Source organism: Pseudoalteromonas sp. NZS100_1 (assembly GCF_015864285.1).
Taxonomy (GTDB): Bacteria; Pseudomonadota; Gammaproteobacteria; order Enterobacterales; family Alteromonadaceae; genus Pseudoalteromonas; species Pseudoalteromonas arctica.
The window spans coordinates 1-14,253 of the sequence record NZ_JADYXN010000036.1 but is presented as its reverse complement, the minus strand read 5'-3'; the positions used below and the strand labels follow the sequence as shown (position 1 = coordinate 14,253).

Sequence of the window (14,253 nt, the reverse complement as noted above, 5' to 3'; positions counted from 1 at the left end):
GCTTTTTTTATTACATTATCAGTAGCTAGTATTTAAGCTAATTCAGCTTCTGCTTTTTTAGTAAATTTAGAATGTACTAACTTATAAAGCGCAGGCAATATTAACAGTGTCAGTAAAGTTGATGAAATAATCCCGCCAACCACTACTGTCGCGAGAGGTTTTTGCATTTCAGAACCCGTTCCCGAATTAAGCGCCATAGGTATAAAGCCTAAACTTGCCACCAGCGCCGTCATCAGTACTGGGCGCAAGCGCTGTAATGCACCGCTGTGAATTGCATCAAACAAACTTAAACCATCGCTTCGTAACTGCTTTATAAACGACAGCATAACTACGCCGTTTAATACCGCGACACCACTTAGGGCAATAAAGCCGACACCCGCTGATATTGAAAGCGGCATATCGCGCAGCAATAACGCAAGCACACCACCCGTTAATGCCAGTGGCACACCACTAAATATAATCAATGAATCACGAAGCGATCCAAAGGCGCTATACAGTAAGCCAAATATAAGCAGTAAAGTGACCGGCACAACCAACGACAATCGCTTACTTGCTGATTGTAGCTGCTCAAACGTGCCGCCGTATTCAAGCCAATAGCCACTTGGTAAGTTAAGTGATTCATTCATGCTTGCTTGCGCATCACTTACAAAGCTTGCTAAATCGCGCCCTTCCACATTGGCAGTTACCACTACGTTACGTTTACCGCTTTCGCGGTTTATTTGATTAGGCCCTTTTTCAATGCTAATTGTTGCCACTTCGCCAAGCGGTACAAACGCAAGTTCTGGGTTACTATCTTTAGGTAAAGCAACTGGCAAACGAGCAAGTGCTGATACATCGCTAGACCAACGTTTATCAAGGCGTACTAATAACGAAAAACGTTTATCGCCTTCGTAAATTAGTCCGGTTTGCACACCACCAACAGCGGCGGCAAGTGTCTGTTGAATATCGTTTACGCTTAAACCCAATAACGCCATATGGTCGCGCATTGGTGTTACCGAAAGTGTTGGCAATCCTTCCATTTGCTCCAAACGTACATCGGTAGCACCTGCAATATTACGCATTAGCCCTGTGGCTTTTTCGCCAAACTCTTTAAGTACGCTTAAGTCGTCACCATAAATACGCAGTGCCACATCGGCGCGCACGCCAGCAATTAACTCATTAAAGCGCATTTCTATTGGTTGTGTAAATTCGTAATTATTACCAGGGACATCGTTAACACGGGTACGAATTTGCTGAACCAATTCTGCTTTAGTAAGTGCTGGATTAGGCCACTCATCTTGCGGTTTGAGTATTAAAAAAGTATCGGCAACATTGGGCGGCATAGGATCGCTTGCTACATCGGCAGTACCAATTTTTGAAAATACGTTAGCAACCTCAGGCTGATCTAATATGGCTTGCTCAAGCTCTTTTTGCATTTGCACAGATTGCTCAATACCGGTGCCAGTAATGCGCAGCGCGTGCATAGCAATATCCCCCTCATCAAGTTTCGGTAAAAATTCTGCGCCCATGTTTTTAACTTTAAAACCAAGCACTAATACTAATGCAGTGGCAATACCCACCATCAGCCACGGTAATTTAAGCGATATACCAAGTAATGGCTTATACACTTTTTTAACGCCGCGCATGACTGCGTTTTCGGTTTCATCAACCTTACCGCGAACAAACACTGCAATAGCAGCGGGTACAAAGGTAACGCCAAATATAAGCGCGCCAATTAACGCCGCAACTACAGTAAATGCCATTGGCTGAAACATTTTGCCTTCAACGCCACTTAGTGCAAATAAAGGTAAGTAAACCAGCATAATAATAACAATGCCAAATACAGCCGGTGTAAATACTTCTTTGGTGGCTTCGGTCACTACATTTAAACGCTCGTTTAAGGTAAGTAGCCTGCCATGTTTATGCTGAGCTACACCGAGTTGGCGCAGGCAGTTTTCAACAACAATTACAGCGCCATCAACAATTAAACCAAAGTCGATTGCGCCTAGGCTCATTAGGTTACCCGATACGCGATTACCCACCATTCCTGTAACGGCAAACAACATACTCAACGGAATAACCATTGCCGTAATAAGCGCGCCCGTTACATTACCCAGCAGTAATAGCAAAATTACTATCACTAAAACGGCACCTTCAAATAAGTTGGTTTGCACGGTTGCTATGGTTTTATCAACAAGAGTTGTGCGGTCGTAAACCGCTTCAACAATAACGCCAGCGGGTAAGCTTTTTTGCACATCAACTAACTTATCAGCCATGGCTTTTGCCACTACGCGGCTGTTTTCGCCAATTAGCATCATGGCGGTGCCGAGCACGGTTTCTTCGCCGTTATAAGTGGCCGCGCCGGTTCTAAGCTCTTTGCCTAAAAGCACGTTAGCCACATCTTTAATGCGTACAGGCGCATCGTCGCGCTTAGCTATAACGGTATTGGCTATGTCTTCTAGTGTTTTAAGCTGCCCAGGCGAGCGTACTAAATATTGCCCGTCAAAGCGCTCAATATAGCCTGCGCCTCGGTTACTGTTATTAACCTCAAGTGCACTAATTACATCGCTAATAGTAAGCTTATAGGCAATGAGTTTTTCGGGCACTGGCGCTACTTGGTATTGGCGCTCAAAACCACCTTGGCTGTTTATTTCGGTAACGCCTTTTACTTTTAAAAGCTGCGGGCGAATAACCCAATCTTGTAAAGTACGTAAGTCTTCGGCGTTGTAGGCGGTGCCATCTTCTTTTAACGCATTAGGCGTGGCGTGCACACTATAAGTAAATATTTCGCCTAAACCACTGGCAATAGGACCCAAGTTTGGCTCTACGTTATTAGGTAAGTCGGAGCGAATACTTTGAATGCGCTCACCAATTTGCTGACGCGCCCAATAAATATCGGTGCCTTCATTAAAAATAACCGTTACTTGCGAAAGCCCATAACGCGAAAGCGAACGGGTATAATCAAGCTTAGGTATGCCCGCCATGGCGGTTTCTACCAAATAGGTAATGCGTTGCTCTACCTCTAATGGCGTAAAACCCTGCGCTTTGGTATTAATTTGCACTTGTACGTTAGTTATATCGGGTACTGCGTCTACTGCTAAATTTTGAATGTTGTATACACCAAATCCAGCAAATAAAAATGTAAGCGCAAGCACCAGCATGCGGCGTTTAACCGCAAAAGAAACTATCCAATTAATCATGGTGCCTCCTAGTGAGCGTGGCTTGCGCCGCTTTTTAAAATATCGGCTTTAATGACATAACTATTGTCTGTTACGTATTCGCTACCTGCGTTTAAGCCTGTAAGTACTTCTACCCACTCGCTATTTTTTGCACCTAAGGTAACGGGACGCACTTCAAATACATTGTTTTTACGAACAAACACACTGAATTGACCGTTAAACTCTTGAATTGCTTGTGGCTTTACACGCACGCTGGCATTTATTTTAGCCACACTTACATCGCTATTTATATGCATGCCTGGGCGCCAATGCCCGTCTGGGTTATTAAGCTCTATACGGGCGCGCGCTATGTGCCCGCCAGTCATCATTGGAGCTATAAAAAACACTTTTCCTTGCGTATTTAAATGATGATGTAGGTCGTACACTTTAGCGCTTTGACCAATGGCGAGTTTTTCAATGTTTTCAGGAAAAGCCGATAACTCAACCCATACTTTATCAAGGTTAACTACCTGCATAAGTGCGCTGGTGCTTGCAAGCTCGCCACGCTTTAAGTATTGCTCGGTTACAACGCCGCTAATTGGGCTTTTAATGGGGTAATTTTGCAGTGTTTCGCGGTTGGTTACATTGGCAAGTACTTCGCCTTTTTTAACGTTTTGACCAATGCTTACAAAAATATCACTGATCAATCCGGCATACGGCGCCATTACTTCTACCGTGCCGTGTTGTGTTGGAGCAATAACACCAAAAAGCGTATCGGTAATATCTACTTCACCACTTTGCGCTATCTCGGTTTTAATGCCTGCGCGCTCAATAGCTCGCTCTGTTAACGTGGTTTGCCCTTCGTGTTGATCGTACTCATAGCTAATGCTCTCACTGTTATAATTAGCAGTAACGGTAAGTGCAAACGAATGCGGTTCGTTAATTGATTGCGTGCTCACAAGGTAGTCGCCCTCAGCTGTAAACTGTATATTTTGCGGGGCTTCAACTAAACGTTTTAAACTCATTGTTATGTTTAAGTCGTTTATATTAATTGGCTGATTTTGTTTATAGCCATATACACGTAGCTCAACATTACCTGCAAATTCTTGCAATTTAAGCTCAAGTGTTAATTTAGGGTCAGTTAATAAAAAGCCGCCGTGTGGACCTAGCTTTTGCTCGTGTTGCTCAGTTTCTTTATGACCTGACTCGCCATGCTCAGCAGAGGCAAATGCATGTGTACTTACAAAGCTGCTGGCAAACGAAAGTGATACTAGTAATGCGATTATATTTTTATTCATGATTGATGAGTCTCAATTAAAGATTGGCCTGTTAAACGCTCAAGAGTAAGTAGCACTTGGTACAGCTCTGCGTGAGTTGTAATAAGTGTGCGTTTAGAATCAAAAAGTGCTTGTTGAGCATCAAGCAATTGCAACACCGAAATTTGTCCGCGTTGATAACTTTTTAAGCTTTGCTCAATCAATGTTTGTGCCTGAGGAATAATTTGATCAGATAATAGCTTTGCCTGATTAGCTCGACCTTGATAATAAGCGTACAAAGTACGTACTTGCTGGCGTAGCTGGATGCGCAATTGCCCTTGCTGCTCATTTAAAAGCATGAGCTGACTATTTGCAGCTGCAATATTGCCGCTATTAGAATTGCTTAATTGCAGTGGCATAGAAAACGAAAACACTAACGAGCTGGAGTCATTTTGCTGGTTATAGCGCACGCCTCCCCCTACGTTAATATCGGTTTGTCCGTTTGCTTTTTGTAGTGTTAAGTTGGCTGTTTGCTGTAAATATTGCTGCTGTAATAATGCAAATTCAGGAGCTTGGTTAACCGCATCTAAAAGTGCTTGTGCTGATTTAAGCGCAGTAATTACATTAATATTGCCAGCAAAAGTATCGTAGGGTTGCTCCTCACTCCACAGCTCGTTAAGCGATAAACTTGCTCGCTCAAATTCACTATTAAGCATGGCTTTATCAAGCTCTACTTGGCTAAGTGCATAACGCATGCGCGTTACATCAGCTTGCGACGCAGCACCCGCATTGGCTCTTTGTTCAATCGCTTTAAGCGCCTGGGTAACTACCTGTTTACGTTCACTATTTAAACTTAATAATGTTTGAAATTTAAGCCCTTGATAGTATCGCTCAGCAGTGGTTGCCAATAACGCTAAACGGGTATTTTGATACTGTATTGCTTGGGCTTTAATATTGGCGGTTGCGTAATTAATACGGCTTTGGCGCTTATCGCCCAGCTCTATTAGTTGGCTAAGCCCAAGTGTTATTTCAGCGCCTTGAATGCCACGCGCCTTGTTTGTGCCCAGTAAGTTTTCAGCTTCAATATTCAATACAGGATTAGGCGAAAGAGCAGCTTGAGATTTAAGCGCACTCAATATTTTTTGATGATAAGGGTAGCGTTTTAATACCAGATTTTGTTGTTCGGTATTACTCAGTGCCTGCTTAAGGGTTAATGTTTTAACATTCGCCAAAGTACTAAAAGCAGGTAGCGCGCACATTAGCGCCACCAGCATAATTGGTTTTTTATTCATATAGCGTGTCCGTTTTTTAACAAACAGAGTTAACTTAATCACTACGCCTATTTTAAAAACAAGCGCGATCAAGCAACCTAAATATGTAAATAACTAGCCTAATAGCGCACAAGCGCAGGCAGTTTTTACAAAGTATTTAAAATTAAAAGCTAGCTATAAAAATTTGGTGGCGGTACATCTGGCGGGTAATTTAACCCGTTATAGCACGCAGGCGAAGTTGCTTTACTTTGCTCTGGGCTTATTGAATGGCTAGAGGTGCTGTTGTAGCCACAATGGCAATGTTGGTGGGCATGAATCTCGGTAGTTGATGTTTTATCGCTTTGGTTATCATCGGCTGTGGAGTCGCCTTGCGATAACGAACTGGTTACGTGATCAACGTCTTCTTGCAAATGATACGCAGCACCATCACAGCTAATAAAGCTGTGTACAAGCACTAATAATATCACTATTAAAAAACGGTTTGAGCGCATTACCTACCTAAAACTCTAAAATGCAATTTAAGAAATCGCACAATACCTTAAATTTATTCAAATGTAGAGAGCCGCTAACGTTATTTTCTAAATTCGCTTGGCGACACACCTACCGACTTCTTAAAACGTTTGGAAAAATTAAAAATATTAGAGTACCCCACATAACTTGCCACATGCGAAATTGGCCAAGCCGTGTTTAACAATAAGTTTTTAGCCCGTTCAATGCGTAAATAAATAAGTTGTTGTATTGGACTTTTACCAAATTGCGCTTGGCATAAACGATGCAAATGCGGCGATGAGTAATGCACATGTTCGCACATTACCTCTATTGTCCAATCAAACTGCAAGCGCTTATCTACCTCTTCAAACAGACTAATTAAACGATTATGCGCCGCACCCTGTGAATTATTTTGCAGCGTAGCATTTAAGTAATGACTTAAAATAGGCGTTACGCTTTCGCGTAAATTAGCATTGGGCTCGCTGTATAAAAGCTCCATAGCAAGGTGTAACGGTTCAAGTTTTTGCTCGGTTAATACCAATGCTTGCGCTAAGTTTAAATGCTGCCAACGTTTAGTATTTGCAAGGTTTAACCAAATAACATCCCAATGTTCAGCATCAATTTTCACTTCAAAGCTTTGCTTTGCTGGTAGCACAATAAGTGTATTGGCATTAAGTGTGTACTGCTCATTTTGTGTTGTTAATTTACCCTGCCCTGCAAGCGTATAAAAAAGTGTATGTTCTAGCGGTGCTGAGCGTGCTACGCAATAACGACCCGATAGGTTTGAGCAACCCGCAAGTGCTATTTCAAGGTTTGGCATTTGCGCGAGCGTTTGTGAATCAATAAAGCGTTCTATACAACGCGGACCAATATCAAGTATGTCTTTAATGTTATAGCGCATAATTAAAATGATAGTTTTGGACAAATAAAGGAGAGCTTTAAGCATAACCCCTGCGATTATTTTTAGCTATATTTAGCGCATTATAATTGCCCGCTTATGCAATAGGATAAACATGACCTCTTTACAGCACATAATTAATCGCCGAGATTGGGAAAACCCAATTTCAGTACAAGTTAATCAAGTAAAAGCGCACAGCCCACTCAATGGATTTAAAAGCGTTGACCATGCCCGTACTAACACGCAATCGCAAAAACAAAGTTTAAACGGTCAGTGGGACTTTAAATTATTTGATAAACCCGAAGCGGTTGATGAATCGTTGCTAAGTGAAACACTAAACAGCAACTGGCAAAGTATTACAGTGCCTTCTAACTGGCAATTACACGGCTTTGATAAACCTATTTACTGTAATGTTAAGTACCCATTTGCAGTTAACCCGCCTTTTGTACCAAGCGATAACCCTACAGGCTGTTACCGCACTGAATTTAATATAAGCGAAAGTCAGCTAACTCAGCGTAATCATATTATTTTTGAAGGCGTTAACTCGGCGTTTCACCTGTGGTGTAACGGACAATGGGTGGGTTATTCACAAGATAGCCGCTTACCGAGCGAGTTTGATTTAAGCGAACTGTTAGTTGCAGGCACTAACCTTATTGCCGTTATGGTTATTCGTTGGAGCGATGGCAGTTATTTAGAAGATCAGGACATGTGGTGGCTAAGCGGTATTTTTCGCGATGTTAACTTACTTACAAAACCACAAAATCAAATACGTGATGTGTTTATAACCCCCAATTTAGACGCTTGCTATCGCGATGCAACGCTACATATAAAAACGGCGATTAATGCGCCAAATAACTATCAAATAGCAGTGCAAGTTTTTGATGGCGAACAGGCGCTATGTGAGCCGCAAATTCAAAGTACTAACAATAAACGTGTTGATGAAAAAGGTGGTTGGAGCGATGTTGTATTTCAAACAATTGATATACAAAGCCCTAAAAAATGGACCGCCGAAACCCCATACTTATACCGTTGCGTTGTGAGTCTGCTTGATGAGCAAGGCAATACCATCGACGTTGAAGCTTATAACATTGGCTTTAGAAAAGTAGAAATGCTTAACGGGCAGCTTTGCTTAAACGGCAAACCGCTACTCATTCGCGGTGTTAACCGCCACGAACACCACCCAGAAAACGGCCATACAGTTACTACCGCCGATATGATTGAAGATATTAAGCTGATGAAGCAAAATAACTTTAATGCCGTGCGTACTGCTCACTACCCTAACCACCCTCGTTTTTACGAACTGTGTGACGAGCTAGGTTTATACGTAGTAGATGAAGCCAACATAGAAACCCATGGTATGTTTCCTATGGGGCGTTTAGCGAGCGACCCGCAGTGGGCTGGCGCATTTATGTCGCGTTATACGCAAATGGTTGAGCGCGATAAAAACCACGCCTCAATTATTATTTGGTCATTGGGTAACGAATGCGGACACGGCGCAAATCATGATGCTATGTACGGCTGGTCAAAAAGCTTTGACCCGTCTCGCCCAGTGCAATACGAAGGCGGCGGCGCAAATACAACGGCTACCGACATTATCTGTCCAATGTACGCCCGTGTAGATACCGATATAAAAGACGATGCAGTGCCTAAGTACTCAATTAAAAAATGGTTGAGTTTGCCAGGCGAAACTCGCCCGCTTATTTTATGTGAATACGCGCACGCTATGGGTAACAGCCTAGGTAGCTTTGACGATTACTGGCAAGCATTTAGAGAATACCCACGCCTACAAGGCGGCTTTATTTGGGATTGGGTAGACCAAGGTTTATCTAAAACAGACGAAAACGGCAAGCATTATTGGGCTTACGGCGGCGACTTTGGTGATGAACTAAATGACCGTCAATTTTGTATAAATGGCTTATTGTTCCCAGACCGCACGCCGCACCCTAGCCTGTTTGAAGCTAAATACAGCCAGCAACATTTACAATTTACACTGCGTGAGCAAAATCAAAACCAATACACCATTGATGTATTTAGCGATTACGTATTTAGACATACCGATAACGAAAAGCTTATTTGGCAGTTAATGCAAAATGGCATCTGTGTTGAGCAAGGCGAGCATGTACTTAATATTGCTCCGCAAAGTACGCACACGTTAACTATTAAAACTAAAACAGCGTTTGAGCAAGGTGCGCAATATTACCTTAATTTAGATGTAGCATTAGTTAACGACTCACACTTTGCAAACGCTAATCACGTTATGGATTCAGAGCAGTTTAAGCTTATAAATAGTAACAATTTAAGCAGTAAGTTATTTGTATCATCATCTGAGCAAAACGCTATAAGTGTTAGCGAAACCGACTCTCAACTAAGTATTGAAAACGATAAATTTAAACTTGTTTTTAGCAAGCAATCAGGGCTTATAGAGCAGTGGTTACAAAACGATACTCAGGTTATTAATAGCCCATTGGTTGATAACTTTTATCGCGCCCCACTTGATAACGACATTGGTGTAAGCGAAGTAGACAACCTAGATCCTAATGCATGGGAAGCTCGTTGGTTGCGTGCAGGTATAGGGCAATGGCAGCGCACATGTAGCTCAATTCACGCAGTGCAATCAAGCGTTGATATACGTATTACTTGTGTATTTAATTACGAGTTTAATGGCGTGCTACAGGCTCAAACACAGTGGTTATATACCCTCAATAATACTGGTAATATTAGCTTAAATGTTGAAGTGCACTTAAACGATACTCTGCCACCAATGCCGCGTATAGGGCTAAGTACAACGCTTAACAAGCAAAGCGATACAAAAATAAACTGGCTAGGTTTAGGGCCTTTTGAAAACTACCCAGATCGCAAAGCCGCAGCACGTTTAGGTTATTACAGCTTGAGCTTAAATGAGCTACATACACCGTATATATTCCCAACTGATAATGGCCTGCGTAGCGATTGCCAATTGCTGAGTATTAATAACTTAACCGTGACTGGCGCGTTTTTGTTTGCAGCCAGCGAGTATTCGCAAAGTACGCTAACGCAAGCAAAACACACTAACGAACTAATTGCTGATGATTGCGTACATGTACACATTGATCATCAACATATGGGTGTAGGTGGCGATGATTCATGGAGCCCAAGTACTCATAAAGAGTATTTACTTGAGCAAAAGCAGTACAGTTATTCTTTAACTTTTTCAGCTAAATAATTTAGTAGTTAGCCTATAAAAACAGCGGCCAAATTGGCCGCTATTCTTCAATTAATAAACTCTATTTTTTAGCTAGCTTTTTAACTAATACGTTATCAAGCGAAAAGCTTCCCGCTCCTTGAATTGCTAAAACTACAGTTACTACAAGTAACGTTAATGCGTATTCATAGCCATTGTTTGCCATAAATAAGCCATTACTAATATGTACGCTAAAAATAGCAATCAGCATAGTAAAGCCGGCAACTACAGCAGCTGGGCGAGTTAACAAACCAATTGCTAATGCAATGCCACCAAAAAACTCAGCGCTACCTGCCATCATTGCTAACCAATAGCCAGGCTCTAAGCCAATGCTTGCCATCCATTGCCCTGTGCCTTCAAGGCCATAACCGCCAAACCAAGCAAATAGTTTTTGTGCACCATGCGCCGCTAAAATAAGGCCAACTGGTACTCGTAAAATTAATGCTGCTACGCCTGCTTTTGAGCTTAATAATGTGTTTAACAATTTCATGAGTTTTAGTCCCGTTTAATTTATTTGAGCGTTAGGTTTTTCCTAACCGTTGAGCACAGTTTACTATCATCATTTGGAAACATTAATATCGGTATTATTGGTTAATTATCAATGCAGTGTTTTTAATGTGTTTTATGCACAAAAAAGCCGCTAACTTTAAACGTTAGCGGCTTTTAGTTTTAAGTTACTTAAAAGTGATTAAGCAACAGCTTGTTCTAAAATTTCGCGGCTTTCTTTAAGCGTAATAGCTTGGTTTTCGCCAAGAGCTAGCATGCCGTGCGCTTCAAGTTTACCAATAATATTGTCAATAGCCGCGGCTTTATCATCGCCATGTTCAGTAAGCACAGTAGCTACGTCAAGGCTGTGGTAAAACGCTTCAATTGCTGCAATTGTTTTCTCAGCTAAGTCGTCAGATTGCTCAAGACCAAATACGTTTTTACCCATTTGCTCTAGTTTGGCTTTTTTAACAGCAAATTGGTTGCGCAGTAAAGAAGGCTGAACAATAGCAAGTGAGCGTGCATGGTCAACACCGTAAGCGGCTGTAAGCTCGTGGCCAATCATGTGCGTAGCCCAATCTTGCGATACACCAGAACCAATTAAACCATTAAGTGCTTGGTTTGCTGCCCACATAAGGTTTGCGCGCCATGCATCGTCTTGGTTTTCAAAGTTATCGCCTAATGTTTTAAGCGTTCTTAAAAGTGCCTCTGCGTAACCTTCTTGAACCAATGCTGTTTCAGGGAATGTTAGGTACTGCTCACAGGTGTGAACCCATGCATCTACTAAACCATTTACAAGTTGGCGCTGTGGTAATGTTTTCATTACATCAGGGTCCATAATTGCAAACTTAGGTTGTACCGCAGGAGACATAAACGGAAGTTTTTGTTTAGTCGCAGCTTTGCTCACAACAGAACCTTGGTTAGACTCAGAACCTGTAGCTGGAAGCGTAAGTACTGCCCCAATAGGTAATGCGCTAGTTACTTTATGCTTACCAGTAGGAATATCCCAACCTTCGCCATCATAAACGGCAGATGCTGCAATGTATTTAACGCCGTCGATTACTGAACCGCCGCCTACACCTAGTACAAAGTCTATATCTTGTTCTTTACAAATTTTTACTGCTTGATCTAACACTTCAATTGTTGGGTTAGCGCCAACGCCCGAAAACTCAACCCAATCAAAGCCTTCAAGTGCTGCTGCAACTTGATCGTACACGCCGTTCTTTTTAATTGAACCGCCGCCGTACACTACTAATACTTTTTGATCTTTTGCGATCAAATCAGTTAGTGAGGCAATTTGTTCTTGGCCGAACTGGATAAGTGTTGGATTTACGTAGCTAAATTTCATTATTTTGCTCCTAGGTGACGGTTAAATACTAAATAGAATGCTTAGTTACTAACTAAGCCAAACTTCAATGAGTGCATATTAGTGGCAAAACAAACATTAAAAAAGCCCAATAACTCGCAAAAGCTTGCCTAAAACTGTCAACATTGATATTTTACGCAAAATTCGTACGATAATAGATATTTTAATGTCCTCAATAGCCAACATGATGCAAAAATTTGCAGAGCATAATAATTTACTCAACTTTGAAGGCAACATGGAAACCATTATTCCAGGTGTGTATTTTCATCGCGCAAGTAAAAGCTCGCCGCGCCAACCACTTATATATAACTCAGGTATTATTATTGTTGGCCAAGGACATAAAATAATTCATTTCCCTGAACATCAAATAAAGTATGGCGAAGGTGACTACCTTGTTTTAGGTGTCCCCGTGCCACTTGAGTGCGAAGCTTTTACCGATAACAACCTGCCTGTAATGGGCATTATTATAGATATAAACCCGGTAATGCTACACAAGCTAGTAAACCAAATTGGTACACATAAACCATTCACTTCAGGGCAAATGGGTGGCGTTCAATCGGCTAAAATAGATGGCGCAATGGAGCAAGTAACCCACCGTTTACTTAGCGTGCTTAATAACCCCATTGAGGCTGACGTTTTTGGCGAAGGTATAGTAAAAGAATTGGTATATCGTGTACTTTGTGGTCCACAAGGACATACTTTAATAGGGCTTGCTATGCATGATGGGCATTATGCGCGTATCGCCCGTACGCTCTCAACTATGCACAGTAGTTATGCCAATCAAATTACAGTTGAGGGGTTGGCTGAAGATGTAAACATGAGCGTATCGTCGTTCCATCGTGCTTTTAGGCAAGTAACATTTGAGTCACCTTTGCAGTATTTAAAAAAAGTACGCTTAGCTAAGGCTAAAGAGCTTATAACCAGTAGTGGAAGCAAAGCCAACGAAGCCGCATTAAAGGTTGGCTATACCAGTCCATCGCAATTTAGCCGCGAATTTAAACGCCACTTTAATAAAACCCCCAGTGAAATGTTAATTCAACTACATAACTAGGTAATGGTTTTAGAGATGTAAATTAACCGAGAGAGTCAATCTTAAGCACTGCTTTTTTTGGTGTTTAGCAAAGCTTGCTTAGTAAATTGGCGATTAATAAGTTGGCTAAAAATAATAGTAAATAACGTTGAGAAAATGGCAGCTGTTGCGTACACCTGCCAAATCATAAAGTTATGTTTTAACATAAACGCAATCACCGCAAAAAATACACACCCACCTAATGAACCAATAATACCGCCATTAAGAATTTTAAACGTTGAGGCTTGTTTGTCACTAAAATGGGCAACACTGCCCATTACCGCTAAAATAACCGGAAAGGTAGATATTAACCCGCTCCATGCAGACCCTATATGCTGCGATATAAACGTAACAAGCACGATAAAGCTCGTCACTAATATCATTTTTACCAGAAGCTCCCAGCGGGCATTTAATGGTTTTGCATCAACTGATATATTTAGCTTTGTAGAGATAATAGTTAAACCGAGTAAAATACAAAGCGAAACCACACTCGCCACAATAATATTCACTGGTAAAAATAAAGTAATAACGCTAAATACGCACCAAATACTCAACGCTGTAAAAAGCGATTTAAGCATTCCAAATCTTCGTGATACAACCAAGTAACTAAAACAAAATAAGCCTATACCGCTCATACCATAAAGAGAGGCCACCGCTGAGTTAGCTGCAAATAATTTACCTTGCTCTAATGCTATAAAATAAGAAATAGGCCCAGAGGTAATAGGCAAGCCAGGAATTATGCCGCTAACAAAACTACCAAAGCGTTTTTGGGCGAATGTTATTAGTAAAATAAGCAAAGGTGCAATTATGAGTTTAAGCAGCATAAATAACAATAAAGTATGAGAATTGAAATTAAGTCTACGTGTCTATACCTACATTGTAGAGTGAATAAAAATCATGCATGTAGCGTAATTTTTTTCACCTGTAAATATTAACTAATTTATCAAAACACTGATTAATAGTTATAAAAAAACCACTTATTAAAGCTGTCTCTTGATCACAAGTCTGGCTCAAGAGATTTTGCTAAATCGTAGCCTTCCAGGATGGCTTGTAACTTAAGC

General features: G+C 41.3%; 10 protein-coding genes. 2 read left to right on the top strand and 8 right to left on the bottom strand.

Going from position 1 to position 14,253, the window contains the following annotated elements:
• Positions 1 to 32: 32 nt before the first annotated feature.
• The 5 genes from I6F66_RS18245 to I6F66_RS18225 all read right to left on the bottom strand — a co-directional run bounded on the left by I6F66_RS18245 (position 33) and on the right by I6F66_RS18225 (position 7,054).
• Positions 33 to 3,179: an efflux RND transporter permease subunit gene (locus tag I6F66_RS18245; RefSeq protein WP_197176272.1), complete on the bottom strand. Its 3,147-nt coding sequence runs from the start codon at positions 3,177 to 3,179 to the stop codon at positions 33 to 35.
• Between the two features lie 8 nt (positions 3,180 to 3,187).
• Positions 3,188 to 4,435 (bottom strand): efflux RND transporter periplasmic adaptor subunit, encoded by a 1,248-nt coding sequence (locus I6F66_RS18240; protein ID WP_197209546.1) that lies wholly within the window; start codon positions 4,433 to 4,435, stop codon positions 3,188 to 3,190.
• Positions 4,432 to 5,685: a TolC family protein gene (locus tag I6F66_RS18235; protein WP_166419260.1), complete on the bottom strand. Its 1,254-nt coding sequence runs from the start codon at positions 5,683 to 5,685 to the stop codon at positions 4,432 to 4,434. Before I6F66_RS18235 ends, I6F66_RS18240 begins: the two co-directional genes overlap by 4 nt.
• 149 nt (positions 5,686 to 5,834) lie before the next feature.
• On the bottom strand, positions 5,835 to 6,155 hold the full coding sequence (locus I6F66_RS18230; protein ID WP_008135125.1) for a hypothetical protein: 321 nt from the start codon (positions 6,153 to 6,155) through the stop codon (positions 5,835 to 5,837).
• A gap of 80 nt (positions 6,156 to 6,235) precedes the next feature.
• Complete coding sequence (locus I6F66_RS18225) at positions 6,236 to 7,054, bottom strand: helix-turn-helix domain-containing protein (RefSeq protein WP_007378231.1); 819 nt, start codon at positions 7,052 to 7,054, stop codon at positions 6,236 to 6,238.
• Positions 7,055 to 7,166: 112 nt separating this feature from the next.
• Between I6F66_RS18225 and I6F66_RS18220 the strand changes: the two genes are divergently transcribed.
• Complete coding sequence (locus tag I6F66_RS18220) at positions 7,167 to 10,253, top strand: beta-galactosidase (protein WP_197209545.1); 3,087 nt, start codon at positions 7,167 to 7,169, stop codon at positions 10,251 to 10,253.
• A gap of 61 nt (positions 10,254 to 10,314) precedes the next feature.
• On the opposite strand, the gene I6F66_RS18215 is transcribed toward I6F66_RS18220, so the two are convergent.
• Both I6F66_RS18215 and I6F66_RS18210 read right to left on the bottom strand, forming a co-directional pair.
• Entirely contained in the window at positions 10,315 to 10,761 is a 447-nt protein-coding gene (locus tag I6F66_RS18215) for a DoxX family protein (RefSeq protein ID WP_197119220.1), read from the bottom strand.
• A 198-nt stretch (positions 10,762 to 10,959) separates the two neighbouring features.
• Positions 10,960 to 12,105: an iron-containing alcohol dehydrogenase gene (locus I6F66_RS18210; RefSeq protein WP_197209544.1), complete on the bottom strand. Its 1,146-nt coding sequence runs from the start codon at positions 12,103 to 12,105 to the stop codon at positions 10,960 to 10,962.
• Between the two features lie 184 nt (positions 12,106 to 12,289).
• Between I6F66_RS18210 and I6F66_RS18205 the strand changes: the two genes are divergently transcribed.
• On the top strand, positions 12,290 to 13,174 hold the full coding sequence (locus I6F66_RS18205) for an AraC family transcriptional regulator (protein WP_197209543.1): 885 nt from the start codon (positions 12,290 to 12,292) through the stop codon (positions 13,172 to 13,174).
• Between the two features lie 41 nt (positions 13,175 to 13,215).
• Here I6F66_RS18205 and I6F66_RS18200 read toward each other — a convergent pair whose 3' ends face one another.
• Entirely contained in the window at positions 13,216 to 14,016 is an 801-nt protein-coding gene (locus I6F66_RS18200; RefSeq protein ID WP_231611905.1) for a hypothetical protein, read from the bottom strand.
• Positions 14,017 to 14,253 lie beyond the last annotated feature (237 nt).